16 protein-coding genes are annotated in these 19219 nt (G+C 69.9%); 11 read left to right on the top strand and 5 right to left on the bottom strand.

Annotated elements, in window-relative coordinates; genetic code table 11:
* The first annotated feature begins 2 nt into the window (after positions 1-2).
* The 5 genes from mnhG (at position 3) to HPF_RS03755 (ending at position 2802) form a co-directional block, all read left to right on the top strand.
* Positions 3-338 carry a monovalent cation/H(+) antiporter subunit G gene (gene mnhG, locus HPF_RS03775; protein ID WP_066153657.1) on the top strand — a complete coding sequence of 112 codons (336 nt, stop codon included), beginning with the start codon at positions 3-5 and terminating at the stop codon, positions 336-338.
* Between the two features lie 43 nt (positions 339-381).
* Positions 382-1002 carry a YdeI/OmpD-associated family protein gene (locus HPF_RS03770; protein ID WP_133155793.1) on the top strand — a complete coding sequence of 207 codons (621 nt, stop codon included), beginning with the start codon at positions 382-384 and terminating at the stop codon, positions 1000-1002.
* A 41-nt stretch (positions 1003-1043) separates the two neighbouring features.
* On the top strand, positions 1044-1439 hold the full coding sequence (locus tag HPF_RS03765; RefSeq protein WP_066153663.1) for a DUF2784 domain-containing protein: 396 nt from the start codon (positions 1044-1046) through the stop codon (positions 1437-1439).
* A 254-nt stretch (positions 1440-1693) separates the two neighbouring features.
* Complete coding sequence (locus HPF_RS03760; protein WP_243721675.1) at positions 1694-2014, top strand: hypothetical protein; 321 nt, start codon at positions 1694-1696, stop codon at positions 2012-2014.
* Positions 2015-2154: 140 nt separating this feature from the next.
* Positions 2155-2802: a SagB/ThcOx family dehydrogenase gene (locus HPF_RS03755; protein WP_133155792.1), complete on the top strand. Its 648-nt coding sequence runs from the start codon at positions 2155-2157 to the stop codon at positions 2800-2802.
* A 312-nt stretch (positions 2803-3114) separates the two neighbouring features.
* Here HPF_RS03755 and HPF_RS03750 read toward each other — a convergent pair whose 3' ends face one another.
* Complete coding sequence (locus HPF_RS03750; protein ID WP_341785660.1) at positions 3115-4158, bottom strand: CrpP-related protein; 1044 nt, start codon at positions 4156-4158, stop codon at positions 3115-3117.
* A gap of 225 nt (positions 4159-4383) precedes the next feature.
* On the opposite strand from HPF_RS03750, the gene HPF_RS03745 reads away from it, so the two are divergent.
* From HPF_RS03745 to HPF_RS03730, 4 genes are all read left to right on the top strand, one after another.
* Positions 4384-5133, top strand: a complete 750-nt coding sequence (locus tag HPF_RS03745; RefSeq protein WP_133155791.1) for an SDR family NAD(P)-dependent oxidoreductase — start codon at positions 4384-4386, stop codon at positions 5131-5133.
* A 30-nt stretch (positions 5134-5163) separates the two neighbouring features.
* Complete coding sequence (locus HPF_RS03740) at positions 5164-5748, top strand: BON domain-containing protein (protein ID WP_133155790.1); 585 nt, start codon at positions 5164-5166, stop codon at positions 5746-5748.
* 5 nt (positions 5749-5753) lie between these two features.
* Positions 5754-6302 carry a ferritin-like domain-containing protein gene (locus HPF_RS03735; RefSeq protein ID WP_133155789.1) on the top strand — a complete coding sequence of 183 codons (549 nt, stop codon included), beginning with the start codon at positions 5754-5756 and terminating at the stop codon, positions 6300-6302.
* Between the two features lie 102 nt (positions 6303-6404).
* Complete coding sequence (locus HPF_RS03730) at positions 6405-6620, top strand: CsbD family protein (RefSeq protein ID WP_133155788.1); 216 nt, start codon at positions 6405-6407, stop codon at positions 6618-6620.
* A 63-nt stretch (positions 6621-6683) separates the two neighbouring features.
* Here HPF_RS03730 and HPF_RS03725 read toward each other — a convergent pair whose 3' ends face one another.
* Positions 6684-7388 (bottom strand): Crp/Fnr family transcriptional regulator, encoded by a 705-nt coding sequence (locus tag HPF_RS03725; RefSeq protein WP_133155787.1) that lies wholly within the window; start codon positions 7386-7388, stop codon positions 6684-6686.
* A 185-nt stretch (positions 7389-7573) separates the two neighbouring features.
* Between HPF_RS03725 and HPF_RS03720 the strand changes: the two genes are divergently transcribed.
* On the top strand, positions 7574-8725 hold the full coding sequence (locus tag HPF_RS03720) for an OmpA family protein (protein WP_165961645.1): 1152 nt from the start codon (positions 7574-7576) through the stop codon (positions 8723-8725).
* A gap of 51 nt (positions 8726-8776) precedes the next feature.
* On the opposite strand, the gene HPF_RS03715 is transcribed toward HPF_RS03720, so the two are convergent.
* The gene (locus tag HPF_RS03715; RefSeq protein WP_133158013.1) at positions 8777-9481 is read right to left on the bottom strand and encodes a Crp/Fnr family transcriptional regulator; all 705 of its coding nucleotides are present in this window, start codon (positions 9479-9481) and stop codon (positions 8777-8779) included.
* 234 nt (positions 9482-9715) lie between these two features.
* Between HPF_RS03715 and HPF_RS03710 the strand changes: the two genes are divergently transcribed.
* Entirely contained in the window at positions 9716-10318 is a 603-nt protein-coding gene (locus tag HPF_RS03710) for a sterol desaturase family protein (RefSeq protein ID WP_133155785.1), read from the top strand.
* Positions 10319-10335: 17 nt separating this feature from the next.
* On the opposite strand, the gene HPF_RS03705 is transcribed toward HPF_RS03710, so the two are convergent.
* Positions 10336-18915 carry a glycoside hydrolase family 94 protein gene (locus HPF_RS03705; RefSeq protein ID WP_243721673.1) on the bottom strand — a complete coding sequence of 2860 codons (8580 nt, stop codon included), beginning with the start codon at positions 18913-18915 and terminating at the stop codon, positions 10336-10338.
* Positions 18916-19158 carry a hypothetical protein gene (locus HPF_RS03700; RefSeq protein ID WP_066260994.1) on the bottom strand — a complete coding sequence of 81 codons (243 nt, stop codon included), beginning with the start codon at positions 19156-19158 and terminating at the stop codon, positions 18916-18918.
* Between the last annotated feature and the right edge of the window lie 61 nt (positions 19159-19219).

Genomic DNA, 19219 nt, shown 5'->3' with positions numbered 1-19219 from the left:
CCATGCCCCCCCTGGCCGACATCCTGGTGGCAGTCCTGCTGGTGTCCAGCGGCGTGCTGGTCCTTGTGGCCGCGCTCGGCCTGTGGAGACTGCCCGACTTTTTCCTGCGCATGCACGCACCGGCCCTGGCGTCCACGCTTGGCGCCTGGATCGTCACCCTGGCCTCCATCGTGCACTTCAGCACGCGCGGGGCGGGACTGAGCCTGCACGTCTGGCTGATCATCATCGTGCTGTCGATCTCGGCCCCGGTCACGACCATCGTGCTGGCACGCGCCGCACTGTTCCGCCGACGCCAGGCCGGCGACCCGCTGCCAGCGCCGCTCCAGCGGCGCCGCTGACCACGCGACCACACACCACCCGGCAGACCACGAAGGACGCCCCATGATCACGGACATCGAGGACTTCTTTGCCAAGGGCTGCGGCCGCTGCGAACGCTTCGCCACCCCCGCCTGCTCCGCCAACCGGTGGCACGACGGACTGACCCGGCTGCGCGCCCTCTGCCGCTCGGCGGGCCTGGTCGAGACGGTGAAATGGGGCCACCCCTGCTACATGCACGCCGGGCGCAACATCGCGCTCATCGGTGCGCTGCAGGGCGACTTCCGGCTCAACTTCTTCAACGCCGCGCTGATGAAAGACCCCGAGGGTCTGCTGGAGCGGCAAGGCCCCAACACGCAGCACCCCGACTCGATCCGGTTCACCGCCACCGAGCAGGTCGAAGAACGGGCCAGCGCCATCCACGCCTACCTGCTCGAAGCCATGGCCTATGCCGACGCCGGCATCCGCCCACTGAAAGTGGTGCAGGCGCTGGAACTGCCCGACGAGCTGGTCGACGCGATGGACGCCGACCCCGAACTGGCCGAGGCCTTCCACCGCCTCACCCCGGGCCGCCAGCGCAGCTACGCGATCCTTCTGAGCTCGGCAAAAACGGCGGCCACGCGCGTGTCGCGGATCGAGAAGGCGCGCCCACACATCCTGGCGGGCAAGGGCGCGAACGAGCGCTGACGAATCTTTCTCATCCTGCTTCGGGCGCAGCACCGACGGCCATGACCCCCGCCACCGCAGCCCATCTCGCCGACGCCCTGATGGCGCTGCATGCGGGCGTGGTGCTGTTCGTCGTCGGGCTGCTTCCACTGGTGCTCATCGGCGGCGCGCGGGGCTGGCGCTGGGTGCACCACCGAGGCCTGCGTGTCACGCATCTGGGGCTGATCCTGTTCATCGCTGCCCAGACCTGGCTCGGCCAGCTCTGCCCGCTGACCGTGTGGGAGCAGGACCTGCGGCACCTGGCCGGGCAAGGCGGCTACCCGGAAGGTTTCATCGAACACTGGCTCGCGCGCCTGCTGTATTGGGACGCACCCTGGTGGGTGTTCGAGGCGGCCTACACGGCGTATGCCCTGCTGGTGGCGGTGGCCTGGTGGTGGGTGCGGCCACGCTCAGGCTGACGCACGGCCTGCGCCCGGAATGCCCGAACAGGCCAATGACCCGACAGCGCTGCCCGTGGCTGGCGGCGCTCCCGACCGGCACCGCGGGTGGATGAAACACCAGCTTTGACAATGGCGCCGACTCAGGCATGCTCGACATCGTTTGACGCGGCTCAAGAAACGCCGGCGCCGCCGGGTGGATGCACGCAGCATGCGGACCGCCATCACGAGGTCCGACGGATTGGGAACGACAGCCGAGAAGGAAGGTGCAAGGCATGAAGCGCAAGACCCCCCTGACGGAACGCGAGACCGCCGCGATGAAGGCCGTGCCGGAAACCGCGGATGCGGTGGAGGAACAGATCGTCAAGCGGCCCGACGGTTATTACAGGACCGCCCCTGATGGCAAGCAGGAGATTGGCCCCTTCAGCAGCTACGAGGACGCGTTGGCCGACCTGCAGGCTGCCGACCTCGAAGCGCTCGAGCCTGGCGAGAGCCTGCGCGAGGCTGAGAGTGAACTTGGCATTTCGGACTGGATCGACCCCGAGACCGGTGAACCGGCCGAAGGCCTCTCGCCCCCGCACCTGGACGGCGACTGAACAAAAGCACACGATGAAACCTCCTGGGTGGGACCCGCGCCGGTCTTCTCTGGCACCTGGATGTTTGCCATCCGCATGGTCGTGGGCAAGGGCGGACAGGCACCTGTGCCTGGATGCCTGATTTCTGCAGAGAGGAAACCATGAACACCTTGACCAAACTCGCCCTGGGTGTGCTGGGGCAACTGCACGGCCAGCCCGCCAGCGGCGCGGTGCTTGGAGAAATGGCGCTGCCCCCGGCACAGACCACGGGCGGCCTGCCCTTGATGCAGGCCCTGCAACAGCGCCAGTCCCAACGCGACTTCCGCCCTGACGCGCTGGAGCCGCCAACCCTGTCGGACCTGCTGTGGGCCGCCGCCGGCATCAACCGTGCCGAGCACGGCGGCCGCACCTCGCCCTCGGCCATGAACGCACAGGAGGTGGACCTGTACGTGGCGCTGCCGCAAGGCCTGTACCTCTACGAGCCGCAACGCCACGTGCTGCTGCTCATCAAGGCCGAAGACGTGCGCCGTGTGACGGGTTACCAGGACTTCGTCGACAACGCGCCGCTGGACCTGGTCTACGTGGCGGACCACGGCCGCATGAAGATGGTGCCCGCCGCGCAGCGTGAGGCCTACGCCTCGGTGGCGGCGGGTGCCATGGCGCAGAACGTGTACCTGTTTTGTGCCTCGCATGGGCTGGGCACGGTGGTGCGGGCCTGGTTTGACCGCCATGCGCTGACGAAAGCGATGGGGTTGACGAATGATCAGCAGATTCTGCTGACGCAGACGGTGGGACACGCGAAGCGCTGATGTCGGCCAGGAACGGTAGTTCACTCAGCCACGGTCAAGGTCAGTTCAAGGCTGAACAACGGACTTCGGTCCATGTTCTTCGAATGACTGCTAACCGCTGAAAGCGGCCTGGCCACTGCGATCAGAGGTCTGTCGTCGCCTTTGAGCCTCTTGATGCAGCGTATCGTCTTCTGCCCATGACAGTCAGATCTGCCCGCCACCTCAATCGACCCTGAATTCCAAGACTCCAGGGTCGATTCAGAAACAGAGTGGTCCTCGGCATGAACAACTTTCTAGATAGCAGGGCCGTGGCACTCCTTGAGCGCTGTTTCATCAAAGGTCGTCAGCCGTCAAGGTCATCAGCACATCGGCATACCAGGCGCAGTTCAGTCCCAGTGACTCATCCAGCACCACGTCGCGGGTGGCCATGTCCATGCGACTGGAGTGCACGCCCAAAAGACTCCAACGTGGGTGCACGGCACCGTCGCCCTCCAGGCGCGCCAGCACCGGTGAGCCACTGCCGCCGCGGTGCATCCGGGCATCAGTGAGGAACAGGCCCTGACCCTGGAAGCGGATGCCGTAGAACGATGCGATGCTGGCTTGGCGAACCACCGGCAGGTGATGCACGGTGTCGAAAAACCCGAGCGGAAAACCAGGAATGGCCAGCCGGTCGCCCACATCGAATTGATCGAATCCCACCACCAGGTGCTGCGGCCTGAATGGCTGCAGCACGCAGCCGGTTGGCACCGCATTCCGATCGATTTGGATGGTGGCCACATCGATCTCTCCACCGCTGTCGCTGGCCTGGTGCCATGTGGTCACGCCATCGCGGTGCAGCAGGATCGACAAGCGGGCCATCTGTGTCAGATCGCGCTCATCGGTGTGCATCTCGATCTCGATGCGGTCGGGCGCGTGCCCGCTTTGGGCGTCGAACAGCACGTGGCGGCTGGTGACGAGGTACAGCCGGGCATCTCGCTCGAAAAAGAACCCGCTGGCTTCCGTCAGCCCGCGGGCGCCCGCGAAGGTGAGCACGCGGGTGACGCCGAACAGGGCCTCATCCCGTGGACCCATGGGCGGTGCGGCGGTCTTCACACTGCGCAGCGGCTCGCCGGCCGGTGCGAGCTGCGTGGTGTGGCCTCGATCCCATGCGTCTCGACGCCCCGTCCACACCGTGTTGCTCTCGCCAGTGGCATCGGGCTGGTTGACCACGTCGAGCATCGGGTTCGTTGCCCGTGCATCGCCGCGAGCGGCGGCCTTGGCCCCCTGCCGGTGCAGCTCGGCGTGTTCGCCGGGGCCGGCGGCTGGCGGGTTGGTGCGTCTGGTTGACAAGGGACAGCTCCTGAAAAGGACTTGTCCCGCCAGGGGCGGCGCTGCCACCGGTGGCGATTCAAGCGAATCGTTGTGGGGCGGTGTCACGTCCAGCGCACCCCTGGGTGCGGACCATGGTACTCCTGTGAACACCACGGCGCTGTGTCTGCTGGCGCACAGACCCGCTGAACGCGGCGCTCCAAGGTCCACGCATCTCCCCTCCGCTGGCGCCTGCCTTGGACGGGAGTGCGGCCGTCGATGTCCACGGTCGCCACCCTGGAAGGGAATCGAGTCATGCTGAAAGACAAAGTGGTGCTCGTCACCGGCGCCGCATCGGGCATTGGCCGGGCCATCGCGCTGGTCGCCGCCCGCGAGGGCGCGCTCCTGGTGCTGGCCGATCTGGACCCGCACGCGGGCAACGAGACCCTCCGGCAGGTGCGCGACCTGGGCACCGAGGCGCTGTTCGCGACATCGGACGTGAGTCAGCCCGACGACGCCCAGGCCCTGGTGGACCAGGCCCTGGCGCATTTTGGCCGGCTGGATGTAGCCTGCAACAACGCCGGCATCGGCGGCCCGTCGGCACTGCTGGCCGACTACCCGCTGGACGGCTGGGCACAGGTCATCAAGGTCAACCTGTCGGGGGTGTTCTACGGCATGCGCTGCCAGATCCCGGCCCTGCTGCGCAGCGGTGGCGGTGCGATCGTCAACGTCGCCTCCATCCTGGGCGCGGTCGGCTTTGCCACGGCCGCTGCCTACACCGCCGCTAAACACGGTGTGCTGGGTCTCACACAGGCGGCCGCGCTCGAATACAGCGCACAGGGCGTGCGCATCAATGCGGTCGGTCCCGGCTTCATCCAGACGCCCATGATCAGCGCGCTGGACGCCGACCCCGCCGTGCACGCCGCGCTGGTGGCGGCGCATCCCATCGGTCGCCTGGGCCTGCCCGAAGAGGTGGCCGAGCTCGTGGTCTGGCTGGCCTCCACACGAGCCTCGTTCGTCACCGGCTCGTACCACCCCGTCGACGGCGGCTACCTGGCCCGCTGATCGCCCGTTTTTCAACCACTGGAGTTCTTCATGAACCATCACCGCCGCATCCCCACCGCCTTCCTGGCCACCGGCCTCCTGGCCCTGACCACACTCGTGGCTTGCAACAAGCCCGCCGAACCGGAGCTCGTCGTGCCGCCATCACCGCCCATGACCCTGGGCACCCAGGTGGACGACACGGTGATCACCTCCGGCGTCAAGTCCGCGCTGATTGCCGACGACCTGGTCAAGAGCCTGGACCTGCAGGTCGAAACGCGCAAAGGCGTGGTGCAGATCAGCGGCTTCGTCGACAGCCAGGCCCAGATTGATCAGGCCCTGGCCCTGACCCGGGCTGTGGCCGGTGTGACCGATGTGGAGAACGGCATTTCCCTCAAGGGCGCTCCTGGCACCTTGGGTTCCGCGATCGACGACACCACGATCACTGGACGGGTCAAGTCCGCGCTGCTGGCCGATCCCGGCATCAAGAGCCTTGACATCAGTGTGCTCACCCACAAGGGTGAGGTTCAGCTGACCGGGTTTGTGAACGATCCGGACCAGATCGAGCAGGCGGGCAAGCTGGCCGCTGCTGCCGAAGGGGTGAGCGGCGTGAAGAACGAACTCATGATCAAGAAGTGACCGCCATGACCTCTCACCACAAGCTCACGAGCGTCAAGGTGCTGCGCCGGCAGGCGCGCCAGCACATCGAACGCGGCGCCGTCACCGAGGGCTACAGCGCCGACCGGCCCCAGGTGCTGAAGATGCTCAACGAGGCCCTGGCGACCGAGATCGTGTGCGTGCTGCGCTACCGCCTTCACCACTTCATGGCGCGAGGCATCCACAGCCAGACCGTGGGTGCCGAATTCCTGGTGCATTCCAACGAAGAGCAGGGCCACGCCGACCAGCTGGCCGCGCGCATCGTGCAGCTCGGCGGCGAGCCCGACTTTTCACCCGACAGCCTGAGCGAGCGCAGCCACGCTGAATACGTGCCCGCCAAGACCCTGCCCGAGATGATTCGCGAAAACCTGGTGGCCGAACGCATTGCCATCGACAGCTACCGCGACATGGTGCGAGTTCTCGAAGACAAGGACCCGACCACCAGCGACCTGCTTCGGCAGATCCTGGCGGTGGAAGAGGAGCACGCAGACGAACTGGCTGATTTGCTCGAAGGTATGCCCGCCGACAAGGATTGAGCCCAAAGCGCATCCGGGTTCGATGGCGCACAGACGCCGGAACCCGGCCCTGCGACAAACAGGAACGGTGAACGCGGTGTTCACCCCCACCAAAGGACTTGTATGAACTGGGACACCATCGAAGGCAACTGGAAGCAACTGGCCGGACAGACCAAGGCCCAGTGGGGAAAACTGACCGGAGACGACCTGAGCCAGATCGCGGGCCGCCGCGACCAGCTGGCCGGCAAGATCCAGGAGCGCTACGGCATCGCCAAGGAAGAAGCCGAGCGGCAGCTGGAGGAATGGGCCGCCAAGGCGGAAGACAGCTGGCTCGGTTGAGAACGGGTCGCTTCGGTTCGGTCGGCCCCTCTCACAGGTCGGCCGGACGGGTGCCGTCTTCCTTCAGGCGGGCTGTGCAGGAAACAGCGTCCGGTGCAGCGCCCGGTCGGTCGCGTAGCAACTGCAGGACCGGCCTTCCAGGGCGGTCCGGTCCAGCACGGTGAGCTCGCCTCGGTGGTAGCGGATCAGGCCGCAGTCCTGCAGTTCGCTGGCCGCCAGTGTCACGCCCACGCGGCGCACACCCAGCATCGTGGCCATGCCCTCGTGCGTCACGTGGAAGTGATCACTCTGGGCCCGGTCCTGGCTCATCAGCAGCCAGCGCGCCAGGCGTTGGCCGATCATGTGAAAGCGCTCGCAGGCCGAGGCCAGTGCCTGCTGATGCAGGCGCACCAGCAGGCTGGTCTGCACCGCCTGAAGCAGCGCCGGACTGGTGGCGCATTCACGCCGCAGGGCCTTGGCGCCAATGCGCCAGCTGTGACCCGGACCCTGCACCAGCGCCCGCCAGGGCGCCGGGGTCACACCCAGCAGCAGTTCGGCGCCCAGCATGGCTTCGCACCCCACCATGCCCACCTCCAGTTCCGGATAGTTGTCCATGTCGATCACCATGGAGATGAACCCATCAATAGGAAAGTGCGCATGGCCCAGCGGCTGACCGCGCACACTGAGCTCGTCGGACAGCACAAGCTCAAACAGCGCGCACTGGTCCAACAAGTGTTTGCGTGCCGTCCGGGGCAATCGGCGGATCAGGAAATTCTCGGATGTGGACATGGTGCAGGCGCCTCGGTGTGACCGGTGGGTGCCCAGTGTGTGGGGTCGTTTCGGTGCCGACTGTTCGACAGCGCACGCTCACCCGTCAAACGCCATGTTGGACAGCGCACCGACGGCCCTCGTCAGGGCCTCTACAAACGGACCACGCAATCCGCGCAACGCGTCCACAACGCAAGAAAGACCCCATGAACCACGCCTCCTCTTTCCGCCTCATCGGGCTTGCCGGCCTCGGTGCCCTGCTCGCCGTGCCCGCACTGGGCCAAAGCAGCAGCCACTTCTATGGTGGCGTCGGTGCCGGCATCGCCCGCTCGGCCAACGAGACGGCCCGCACCACCGGCGTGCTGCTGCCCGGGGTCGACACGCTCTCCAGTTCCAGCGACCGCAACGACAACGCCTTCAAGGTGTTTGGCGGCTACCAGATCAACCGCAACCTCGCGCTTGAAACGGGCTACTACAGCCTGGGCAAGAGCCGGTTCACGACGCAGACCTCGCCGGCCGGTTCGCTCTCCGGCGCCACCAAGGTGCGTGGCCTGAACTTCGACGTGGTGGGCACGCTGCCACTGACCGAGCGCTTCGCCGGACTGGCGCGGGTGGGTGTGCACCACGCCTGGTCCGAGGAGCGCTACAGCGGCACCGGTGCGGGCGCCGGCGTCGCGTTCAGCAGCAAACACAACAACACCAACTACAAGGTCGGACTGGGGGCGCAGTACCAGCTGACCCCCGCCATGTGGGTGCGCGGCGAGATGGAGCGCTACCGCGTGAAGGACATCACCGGTCGCCGCAACAACATCGATGTCGCCTCGGTGAGCCTGGTGTTTCCGTTCGGTCGCACGGCGGCGCCGCGCATGGCCGCCGCTCCTGCCTATGTGGCACCGGCGCCGGTGGCCGTGGCGGCGGCCCCCGCGCCCGAACCCGCGCCGGTGCCGGCGGCTCCCGCAGTGGCGCCGCGTGAACCGGAGCGCCTGAGCCTGTCGGCCGATGCCCTGTTCGGCTCCAACCAGTCGGTGGTGCAGCAGCAGGGCCAGAACGACCTGGACCGTTTCAGCCAGCAACTCGGCGGGGCCACCTACGAATCGATCAGCGTGGAGGGCCACACCGACCGCACGGGGTCCGACGCCTTCAACCAGCGTCTCTCGGATGCGCGGGCCGCATCGGTCAAGGACTACCTGGTGATCCACGGTCGCATCGACCCGGCCCGCATCAGCGCCACCGGCCTGAGCGAGCGCCAGCCGGTGACCGCGGTGGCCGACTGTCCCGACAGCCTGTCGCGCGCCCGCCTGATCGACTGCCTGCAACCCGACCGCCGGGTGGAAATCGAAGTCACCGGCACCCGCTGACCCGCTGCCACGACCCCGGGGCCCGCCGTGGCGGGTGCGTGCCTCGGGCGATCATTCCGACAGGCGGTGCGGCAGCAGCCGGTCGTATTCGTTCTTGACCACTGCGTAGCACTCGCAGACACGCCCCTCCAGCGCCGCGCGGTCCAGCACCGTGATGTGGCCCCGCGCATAGCGGATCAGCCCCAGCCGCGCCAGCTTCAGCGCTGCCTCGGTCACGCCTTCGCGCCGCACGCCCAGCATGTTGGCGATCAGCTCCTGCGTCATCACCAGCTCGTTGCTGTTCAGCCGGTCCAGGCTCAGCAGCAGCCAGCGGCACAGCTGCTGGTCCAGCGAATGGTGGCGGTTGCACACCGCCGTCTGCGCCATCTGGGTGATGAGAGCCTGGGTGTAGCGCAGCAGCAGGTGCATGACCGGACCAGAGCGGTTGAACTCGTCCTTGATGGCGGGGGCGCGCAGCCGATAACCCTGCCCCGCGCTCTGCACCACGGCACGGCTGGGCGTGGTCTCACCGCCCATGAACAGCGCAATGCCGACCACGCCTTCATGCCCCACCACCGCGATTTCGGCCGAGGCGCCATCCTCCATCACGTACAGAAGCGAGACGATGGCCGTGGTAGGGAAGTAGACATGGCCCATGGCGGCGCCCGACTCGTACAGCACCTTGCCCAGGGGCAGCTCGACGGCTTCGAGCTGGGGTGCGAGGCGAGCCCATTCGGCGGGTGGCAATGAGGCCAACAGATCGTTGACGGATTGCATGGGTGCAGGGTTCATGTGGAGGCTCCCGGAAAGTGCGCGGGCCATGCGCCCATGCACGTGGTGTGACTTTCTTCAGTGTAGGCACGGGTGCGTGCGCCGTATGTTCGATATCGCACATACAAATGTCGAGGAATTTCGGCGCGCTCGGTTCGCTGCTGCACAGACCCCCCGGCGCACAGGACCGAACATGAACAGGCTCGACACCCACACCACCGCAGCCCACAGGACCCGCGCATGCCCGCTTTCGCCATCGAACACAGCCCCGCACGCTACCGCGCCGACCTCGTCGTCTACGGTCTTGCGGTGGCGGCCCTCGCCGGGTGGCTCACCCTGCAGGCGCCGGAAGGTACGGGGTGGTCCCTGGTGGGACTGGCCCTGGCCGGCGTCGTCCTGTGGACCGCGCTGGAGTACGCCCTGCACCGCTTCGTGCTGCACGGGCTCGAGCCCTTTGCGCGCTGGCACGGCGAACACCACCGTCGGCCGAAGGCGCTGATCGGCACACCGACGCTCGTGAGCGCGCCGCTGTTCGGCCTGCTGGTGGCGCTGCCGGCGGTGCTGGCGCTGGAGCCCCTGCGCGGCGGCGCCCTCACGCTGGGCGTTCTCGTGGGCTACCTGGCCTATGTGGCCACGCACCATGCCCTGCACCACGCACAGATGGTTCATCCCTGGTGGCAGGCCCGCCGGTATGCCCACGCCCGCCACCACCACCTGCTGCAGCCCTGCTGCTTCGGCGTCACCAGCGGCTTCTGGGACCGGGTGCTGCGCACCAGCGGCCACAGCCCTCCTCGCAAGGCACCGGGCCGTTTGCACTTCCCCGTGGTGCGCCGCCGCGGCTGAGCCGCGCCGGCGACCGCTCAGTCCAGCGGAACGACGAACGTGCTGTCGGTCGGCCATTCGCGCCAGCGCAGGCGTTTGTCCACCCGCAGCAGGCCCGCGTTCAGTCTGGCACAGGCGGACAGGGCCGTGGACATGTCGGCACGCAGCAGCACAAAGTGCAGGCGGTACCCGTTCCGCTTCAGCGTCAGCTCGGCACGTGGCCAGTGCAGCGGCAGGCAGGGCGTGAACCACAATTCGTCCGCCTGCAGGTTCAGGCCCAGGATGGACTCCACCGCGCCCCGGTGCAGCCAGCCGGCGGCGCCGGTGTACCAGCTCCAGCCACCACGCCCCACATAGGGAGACTGGCTGTACACGTCGGCCGCCACCGCATAGGGTTCCAGCCCGTACACCTGCCCCCACTGGGGGTGCGCGGCGCGGTGGGCCGGGCTCAGGCAGGTGAACAGCCGGTAGGGTGTGTTGCGGGCCCAGGCGTTGCCCGGCTCGCGCAGCGCCACCAGGGCCGCGGCCATCAGCGCCCAGGCGCCGGCGTGGGTGTACTGGCCGCCGTTCTCGCGCACGCCGGGCGGATAGGCCTGGATGTAGCCGGCGCTGGGCACGGCGTCCACCAGCGGCGGGACGAGCAGGCGCACCAGGCCGTGCTCCATGTCCATCAGTTCGGTGTCCACCGCCTGCAGGGCCAGGTGCTGTCGCTCGGGCGTGGCTTCCCCCGAGAGCACCGCCCAGGCCTGGGCGATCAGGTCGATGCGGGCCTCGGCGCTGGTATGGCTGCCCAGGGCGCTGCCGTCGTCGAAGAAGGCGCGTTTGAACCAGGCGCCGTCCCAGGCTTGAGTGGCCAGGGCCTCGCGCCAGCCCGCCAGCGCCGCAGCCCAGCGCTCCACCCGGTGGTGGTCGCCGCGCGCCAGCGCCAGCGGCAGCCAGGCGCGCACGATGTGGCACAGGAACCAGCCCAGCCAGACCGATTCGCCCCGCCCTTCGTGGCCCACGCGGTTCATGCCGTCGTTCCAGTCGCCACTGCCCATGAGCGGCAGGCCGTGCGCGCCCACGCGCAGGCTGTGGTCGATGGCGCGCGCGCCGTGTTCGAACACGCTGGCGCGGTGCGCGCTCACGGCGGGCACGTCGTAGCGGTCTTCAGCGCCCTCGGGCACTGGCGGACCGGTCAGGAAGGGGGCCGTCTCGTCCAGCAGCGACGCATCGCCGGTGGCCTGAACGTGGTGCGCGATGGCCAGCGGCAGCCACAGCAGGTCGTCCGAGAAATGCGTGCGCACGCCGGCGCCACCGGGTTCGTGCCACCAGTGCTGCACGTCGCCTTCTTCGAACTGGCGCGCCGCGCACCGCAGGACCTGGGCGCGCAGCAGCGCCGGGTCGGCCCAGACCAGGGCCATGGCGTCCTGCAGCTGGTCGCGGTAGCCGGTGGCGCCACCGGCCTGGTAGAAGCCGGCCTTGGCCCACAGGCGCGACGAGACGGTCTGGTAGAGCAGCCAGCGGTTAACCAGGGCGTCGAACAGCGGGTCGGGCGTGTGCACCTGTGTGGCGCCCAGCAGGCGCTCCCACTGCGCCTGCGCGGCCTGTTCGCGCGCCCGCGCAGGGCTGCGCACGGCCTGGCGCATCAGGGTGCGCGCGGCCTCGGGGCTGGCGGCGTGGCCGATCAGGAACACCTGGTCGATGACCGCGCCCGGCCGCAGGGTGATGGGGCGAGACAGCGCGGCACACGGGTCCAGCCCCGCCCCGCTGCGCTGCCCCAGGCTTTGGGGCAGGACCAGCTGGCCGCGGGCATCGAAGAAGGCGCGGCGGTCGCAGGTCCAGTCGATGGCCTCGGGCGCGTCCACGCCTTCGTGAGATTCGCAGAAGAACGCGGTGCCGCCCCCCAGACCCGCGGCCGCCTCGGTCTGCGTGCACAGCAGGCCGGTCAGGCCGACCTCGGGCGGCGTCGCGAGGCAGGGCTGCGTGACCAGGGTGGCGCGGTCGCTGCGCTGTTCGCCCAGCAGCCATTCCACCAGGCCGGTGATGCGCAGGTGGGCCTTGCGGCCGCCCTGGTTCTCCAGCCGGATGCGCACCTGCTTGAGCGCCGTCACCGGGTCCACGCACCAGTGCACGCTGACCGCCAGCGCGCCGCGCCGGTGGCTGATGGAGGTCAGCCCCTGGGTGTGCGTGACGGTGTAGTCCACGCCGGGCGCGCCCCAGGCCGAGGGGGCGACGCTCCAGATGTCGCGGCTGCGGCGGTCCTGCAGCAGGAACCACTCGCCCGGCGGGTCGGCCACCGGGTCGTTGGACCAGGCCGTGAGCTGGTTCAGGCGGCTGTTGAGTGCCCAGGTGGGGCCTGCGCCGCTGTCGGACACCATGCAGCCGAAGCCGGGGTTGGCCAGCACGTTGATCCAGGGCCGTGTCGGTTGCTGGTCGGCGCCGACGCTGAAGCCGAAATCACGCCCGTCCGGACCGAAGTGGCCGCTGGACGGGCCGGGACTGGCCGGCAGCCGGCGCACCGGCACGGTCTCGGTGACCAAACCCTTCCACGCACCGGCCGTCGGTGTGGCATGCCGCTCGCTCCAGGCGCCCACCTGCGCCAGCAGCGGCCGGCCGCCGGCCACCAGGTGCACGCGCGCCAGGCGCTGCAACGTGGCCAGTTGGTCAGGCGAGAGCTGGTCGAAGCGCAGGCGGTGCAGCGCACTCACCGTGGGCGTGGAGCCCGCGGGCACTGAACCGGGCTGTTCGGTCATCAGCGTCAGCTCGTGCTGCAGCGGCATGTGGTACGAGTGCGCCTCGTGGCTGAGCACCACCAGGTCGCAGGGCACACCGGCGCGGGCCCATTCGCGCTGGGCCTGGACCAGGGCGCGCAGCAGGCCCATGCCCTTGGTCGGCCCGGCCGTGACCAGCACCAGGGGGCGCGTGCCCGACAGGCCCAGCGGCCAGAGCAGGCGCCGGTCGCTCTCGACGACCGGCGGGGCTTCGGCCACGCCAGGGTCGGCCATGGCCACCCGGGGCAGGGTCAGCACCAGCGCGGTGGTCAGCGCGTGCAGGGCCGGCAAATCCTGGGTGTGTGGCCGGCCCGAGGCCACCGGGATGCTGGTCAGCGTGGCCGACATGACCGAGGAGCGCTCCACGTAGCTGGGCTGGCGGTACTTGTCGACCACGGCCATCAGGGTGGCGGCGTCTTCGCTGGCGGCGGTGGCAAAGGTCACACAGGCCTGCGCCCCGGGTTCGATGCGCAGGCGCACACCCAGCGCGGCCACCGGGTCGAGGCCGGTGGTCAGGGTTTCGGGCCCAAGGGGCACGGCCTGCAGGTCGGCCAGCGGCTGGCTGGCGGGGTGGTGGCGGCCCAGCCACCGGGCGCGGTCGGTCTGGCAGCGAAGCTCCAGCACCTCGCCCTGCGTGCTGGCCACGAAGTGCGCGGCCTGCAGCCGGCCTTCGGTGGGCAGGCGCGGTGTGCGCGCGAAGCGCAGCGCCTGCTGCGAGGGCAGCCAGTCGGCCAGCACGAACAGGCCGGAGAAGGCGGGGTGTGCCTCGTCCGCCGCGTGGCTGGCGAGCGTGACGTCGAAGGCCGAGATCAGCTCCAGCTCGATGGGCTCGTCGCCGTCGTGGTGCAGCACCACCTGGCGCAGCTCGATGTCGTCCTCCGGGCTGACCCAGACGGTGGTGCTCACGCGCAGGTCGTCCCAGGCGGCATCGAACACCACCCGGTCGGTGTGGAAGTGGGCCAGGTAGCGCGCCGACGGGTCGGGCGCGGGGTGGCTGGTCAGCGAGACCGGTGGCAGGGCCGCGTCGCGCCTCAGGTAGAGGAAGCTGCCGTTTGCATCGCGCAGCGCGTCGTCGCGCCAGCGCGTGATGCCGGTCTGCCCGTGCCGGCTCCAGCCTGCGCCACCGGGCCGCAGCGTGACGGTGTAGCGCCCGTTGGACAGCAGGTGGGTCGGCTCCAGTGCCTGTTCGCCAGGCACCAGCGCGCGCACCGGTTCGGGCACGCGGGGGTGCAGCTCCTGAGGTACCAGGCCAGGCAGCGGCAGGGGCGGCGCCAGCTCGCGCGGGGCGCGTTCGTGCAGCAGCGAGGCCACCGCCTGCAGCCGCGGGTGGGCCATGCCCCAACGCTGGGCCACCCCGCCGTGCAGCAGGTTGGCCAGCGCCACGATGCTCATGCCCTGGTGGTGCGCCATGCTGGTGCGCACCAGGGTGTGGGCGTGGCCGTGGGACTGGCGCGCGGGGGTGTAGTCCAGGGCCTCGAAGAGGCCGTAGCGTCCGCGCGCGCCCAGCCCGCAGAGCAGGCGCAGGTTGGCGCAGGCGGCGCGCGGGTCCACCAGCGTGGCCAGCACGCTGGCGTAGGGCGCGACCACGTGTTCGGCCGGTGGCGTGCGGCGCAGCGCCAGCCGGGCCACGCCCTGCGGGGCGTACTGGTAGGCCAGGGTCTGGTCGCGCACCGCGTAGGCGCTTTCGGACTGGCCCCAGGGCTGGCCGCTGCCGGGCGCGCTGGCGCGCTGTTCCTGCAGCGCCGAATACGCCGCCTCGCCCAGCGCGCTGCCGCGCGGTTCGGCCATCACCAGGGTGGGCATGAGGTACTCGAACATCGAGCCCGACCAGGAACGCAGCACCGCGTGCTGCCCGCTGGCGAAGAAGGGCCGGCCCAGCGCCGTCCAGTGTTTGAACGGCACGTCACCCTTGGCGATGGCCAGCAGGCTGGTGCTGCGCGACTCGGAGGCCAGCAGGTCGTAGAAGGCGGTGTCGAGCAGCTGATCGTCGGGCCGGTAGCCGATGTGCAGCAGGTGGCGCCGCGGGTGGTAGAGAAAGCGGAAGTCGGCCGCCCATGCCAGGGCCTCAAAGGCGTCTGCCAGGGCCAGCAGGCGCTGGTGGGTGTGCGAGTGCGGTGCGTCGCAGCCGGCATCGGCGGCGGCCTGGTCGCGCAGGGCCGAGCGCCAGGTGGCCAGGTGGTCGCCCAGCAGCCACTGCAACTCGTCGTGCGCGGTAGGCGCGTGGTCCACGATGCCCGGGTGGCCGGTGGGGGGCAGGCTGTCCAGCTCGATCGTGGCGGCCTGCAGCAGCGCAGGGAAGTCCAACGGCAGGGGCGTCTCGCCGGCCGCCAGCGGCTCGGCCGCGAACAGTCGGCCCAGCGCGGTCTGCTCCACTGGCTGGTGCAGCCGCTTTGGAAGCAGTTCCAGCAGAGGTTGCAGACGCCGGCGCGAGCGCACGATCGCTTGCGCGCAGGCGGCGTCGCCGTCGGCATCGTGGGTCAGTTCGCGGCAGGCCTGGGCCACTGCCAGCAGGTGCACGCAGAGGTTGCCGCTGTCCACGGTGGACACGTAGCGCGGCGGCAGGGGCAACAGGGTGCGGGTGTCATACCAGTTGAGAAAGTGGCCGCGGTGGCGTTCGAGCCGGTGCAGGGTGGCGAGCGTCGCCTCCAGCCGGGCCAGCAGGTCCTGCGTGCCGATCCAGCCGAACCGCCGCGCGCAGGCGGCGCTCAGCAGGTACAGGCCGATGTTGGTGGGCGAGGTGCGGTGGGCCACCATTTCGTAAGGCGCGCTCTGCAGGTTGTCGGGTGGCAGGTGGTGGTCGGTCGCGTCCACCGTGCGCTCGAACAGGCGCCAGGTGTCGCGTGCTACGCCGTGCAGCCATTCGCGGTCCGCTGCCGACAGCGGCAGCGGATGCACCGCCCAGGACCGGTTGGCCGCCCAGACCACCAGCGGCGCGGTGGCCCACAGCGCGAGCAGGGTCCAGCCCAGGGCACCGGGCTGCAAGCCGGCCACCCACAACGCCGCCGCCCCCGCCAGCGCCACAAGCGGCCCGGCGCCGTGGCGGCGCAGCGTGGCCCACAGGCCGGTGCCCAGGCCCGCCTGGGTGGCTTCGGCGGTGGTCCACTGCAGCAACTGGCGGCGGCTGCGGGCCAGGCGGTGCGCGGTGCGCAGCACGGCGTCGAGTGCGCGTAGCGCGTGCTGCGGCAGCAGGACCAGCTGCCACAGGCCAGCGGCCAGGGCGCGCAGCAGGTCCAGCGAGGCGGTGACCACAAAGCGCTCGCCCGTCAGGTCCCAGCGGCGCGGCACCCAGGCCGCCAGCGCCCCCATCAGCGGGCCGGCCGTGTAGGCGGTCACCGCGAGCACCAGGGCCACCGGCAGGCTAAGGCCCAGGCCGCCCAGCGCCAGGACGGTCAGCGCCAATGCGGCCGGTGGCACCAGCGAGCGGCGCAGGTTGTCCAGCAGCTTCCAGCGGTTGATGGCGCCCAGGGGCCAGCGCCGGTACTGCCACAGAAAGGGCATCAACTGCCAGTCGCCGCGCATCCAGCGGTGCTGGCGGGCCGCGTCGGCGTCGCTGTGCTCGGGTTCGGCTTCGATCAGGGTGACGTCGCTCACCACGGCGCAGCGCACCAGCGCGCCTTCGAGCAGGTCGTGGCTGAGGATGCGTTCCGTGGGCAGGCGCTCGCCCAGCACCGCGTGCAGCGTCGCCACGTGCAGCAGGCCCTTGCCGGTGAAACTGCCTTCACCGAACAGGTCCTGGTAGGCGTCGGAGCTCATGGCGCTGTAGGGGTCGATGCCGCTCTGCCCGGCGAACAGCCACTGCCAGGGCGTCTGCACACCCTCGGTGGGCAGCGGCGGGATCAGGTGCGGCTGCAGGATGCCGTAGCCCCGCAGCACACGCCGGCCACCGGCGTCCAGCACCGGCCGGTTATGCGGGTGTTCGGCCACGCCCACCAGCGCGCGCAGGCGGCCGGGGGGCAGTTGCGTGTCGCTGTCGAGCGTGAGCACATAGCGCGTGTGTGGTGCGGTGCACGAGAGCTCGCCCAGGTCGAAGAACGGACCGGGCTCGCCCGTGGCCAGCCGGGCCACCAGCAGCTGCAGCTTGCCGCGCTTGCGCTCCCAGCCCAGCCACTGGGCCTGGGTGGCGCTGAACGTGCGTGCGCGGTGCAGCAGCAGAAAGCGCGCGGGGGCGTCCGCGGCGACCGGGTGCTGCCGGTTGAGCGCGCGCAGCGCATCGGCGGCATGCGCCAGCAGCGCGTCGTCGTCCGGGTGGTGTTCGGTGTCGGCGTCGGTCCAGTCGCTGAGCAGGGCGAACTGGGCGTGTGCCTCGGGGTTGGCCAGGTGGTGAAGCTGCAGACGCCGCACCAGGGCGTCGATGCCCGCGCGGTGACCGAGCAGCGCGGGTATCACGACCATGACCTGCGCCTCGGGCGGGATGCCTTTGGCCAGCAGCAGGCGCGGCAGGTGCACCGGTGGCACCGATTCGCTGATGAGCCGGTTGACCAGGGCCACCACCGCTTCGGACGCGGGCAGCAGCATCAACAGGCCGGTGAGCGCAGTGAGGGCCAGCGCGGCCGGGCTGGCGGTGGCTCCCACCGGAATGGGCAGCAGCGCGGCCACCAGCCCGGCGCTGCCCAGCGCCAGCGTGCCCAGGTAAGCGGGCGTGCGTGATACCCGCAATAAGGGCCGCCACCAGCCCCTGCGGTGCTGGCGCACGCCGAGCGTGCGCCCCAGTTCCGAGCGGCCATCTCCCTGCAGCCAGTGCGAGGCCAGGCTGGGCGGGCGGGTCTCTGCCATGGCACGGATCAGCTCGCGGGCCACGTGCGCGCCGCTGTGGCCGCTCTGCACCGACAGGCGCTCGATGGCATGCAGCGTGGCGTTGCGGGTGGTGTCGTCCTCGGCGGCGAACACGGGAGAGGCCAGCATCTCGCGGATCACACGGCTGGACCGGCTGACGATGTCCTGCCAGTCGGCCGCCCCGATCCGGCGCAGCGCCGTGACGGCATTGCCGACGCTCAAGTGGTCGGCGGCCTGGTCGGCCGCTTCCTGCGCCTGCAGTGCGGCCGGGTCGGGCACCTGGACCTGCAACCAGGCTTGGGCCTGTCGCAGCCCGTCTTCCCCTGGCATGGCGACCCGGCCGATGAGGGCCCTCACCAGGGCGCACAGGAACTCGGGACCGACGCCGCGTTGGACCATGAGCGTGTGCAGGGCCTGCAGTTCCGGCAGGCCCATGCTGTTGATCCGCAGCGCGCACAGGCTGGCGAGTTCGCGTGCGGCCTTCTGGCTGGCAATGCGGTCGGCCAGGCGGCGCAGGTTCTCCACCAGGACCACACGCAGGGTGGTGGGCAATGCCCACAGCTCGCCCTGGCTGAGTTCCCGCGCATCCTGGTAGGCGTCCAGCAGCTGCACGAGCAGGTCTTCGTCGAACGCGCTGTCGGTGTGCGCCACGTAGTCCCAGGCCACGCCGTAGATGCGAGGCAGTCCGGCCAGCGGGGCGTCCAGCAGCACCGGCAGCGAGCGGTAGAAGCGCGCGGGCAGGCCCTCGCGGATCTCGCGCAGTTGCGCCTCGATCAGTTGGAAGTTGTCAAACAGCCATTCGGCCGCGGGACTGATGTCCCCCCCGGTCTGGGCTTCGTGCGCCACGAACTGGTAGGCCGCGCGCAGAGTGCGCACATTGCTCTGCAGGCGCGGGTAGAAGGTGGCCTGGCCGAAGCGGGCCGGCCCGGCGCGGTGCGTGCTGCCGAGGCTGCGGCCATGCTGCGCCAGCCGGTCCACACCGAAGAGCTCGGATCGGATCGGCTCCAGCGCCATGCCCCGGCGGGCGTCGAGCATGCCGTCAACAAGGGGTGGAATCCACTCCCACCGGGCCCGCAGGCTGGCCAGTGCCATTCAGCGCAACAGCCACAAGGCACCCAGCAGCAGGGTCAGCACCAGCGCGGTGGAGACCACGCGCGCGGACAGCACCTGCCGCAGACCGTCGGCACCCGACCGCAGGTCGCGCAGGCGGCCGCGGCGGGCGCCGCAGTCGCTGAGGTGGGCGCTCAGGGCGCTGTGTTCCAGGGCCGATGCGCCGGCCGGTCGGCCCAGCGAAGCGGTGTCCCAGGTGGGGGGGGAAGAAGGTGTGTGTGTCATGGTCTGCGCCTGTCTGGGGAGGGAGAAAGTGGCCGGTCGGCCCGCAGAACATTTGTAAGGA

This window comes from Hydrogenophaga pseudoflava, from assembly GCF_004353865.1.
In the GTDB taxonomy this organism is placed as follows: domain Bacteria; phylum Pseudomonadota; class Gammaproteobacteria; order Burkholderiales; family Burkholderiaceae_C; genus Hydrogenophaga; species Hydrogenophaga pseudoflava.
This window is presented reverse-complemented; position numbering and strand designations above follow the sequence as displayed.

What these genes read in the sequence shown, in the direction of transcription:
- mnhG (WP_066153657.1), top strand. Translation starts at nt 3, where the DNA reads ATGCCCCCCCTGGCCGACATCCTGGTGGCAGTCCTGCTGGTGTCCAGC.
- HPF_RS03770 (WP_133155793.1), top strand. Translation starts at nt 382, where the DNA reads ATGATCACGGACATCGAGGACTTCTTTGCCAAGGGCTGCGGCCGCTGC.
- HPF_RS03765 (WP_066153663.1), top strand. Translation starts at nt 1,044, where the DNA reads ATGACCCCCGCCACCGCAGCCCATCTCGCCGACGCCCTGATGGCGCTG.
- HPF_RS03760 (WP_243721675.1), top strand. Translation starts at nt 1,694, where the DNA reads ATGAAGCGCAAGACCCCCCTGACGGAACGCGAGACCGCCGCGATGAAG.
- HPF_RS03755 (WP_133155792.1), top strand. Translation starts at nt 2,155, where the DNA reads ATGAACACCTTGACCAAACTCGCCCTGGGTGTGCTGGGGCAACTGCAC.
- HPF_RS03745 (WP_133155791.1), top strand. Translation starts at nt 4,384, where the DNA reads ATGCTGAAAGACAAAGTGGTGCTCGTCACCGGCGCCGCATCGGGCATT.
- HPF_RS03740 (WP_133155790.1), top strand. Translation starts at nt 5,164, where the DNA reads ATGAACCATCACCGCCGCATCCCCACCGCCTTCCTGGCCACCGGCCTC.
- HPF_RS03735 (WP_133155789.1), top strand. Translation starts at nt 5,754, where the DNA reads ATGACCTCTCACCACAAGCTCACGAGCGTCAAGGTGCTGCGCCGGCAG.
- HPF_RS03730 (WP_133155788.1), top strand. Translation starts at nt 6,405, where the DNA reads ATGAACTGGGACACCATCGAAGGCAACTGGAAGCAACTGGCCGGACAG.
- HPF_RS03725 (WP_133155787.1), bottom strand. Translation starts at nt 7,388, where the DNA reads ATGTCCACATCCGAGAATTTCCTGATCCGCCGATTGCCCCGGACGGCA.
- HPF_RS03720 (WP_165961645.1), top strand. Translation starts at nt 7,574, where the DNA reads ATGAACCACGCCTCCTCTTTCCGCCTCATCGGGCTTGCCGGCCTCGGT.
- HPF_RS03715 (WP_133158013.1), bottom strand. Translation starts at nt 9,481, where the DNA reads ATGCAATCCGTCAACGATCTGTTGGCCTCATTGCCACCCGCCGAATGG.
- HPF_RS03710 (WP_133155785.1), top strand. Translation starts at nt 9,716, where the DNA reads ATGCCCGCTTTCGCCATCGAACACAGCCCCGCACGCTACCGCGCCGAC.
- HPF_RS03705 (WP_243721673.1), bottom strand. Translation starts at nt 18,915, where the DNA reads ATGGCACTGGCCAGCCTGCGGGCCCGGTGGGAGTGGATTCCACCCCTT.
- HPF_RS03700 (WP_066260994.1), bottom strand. Translation starts at nt 19,158, where the DNA reads ATGACACACACACCTTCTTCCCCCCCCACCTGGGACACCGCTTCGCTG.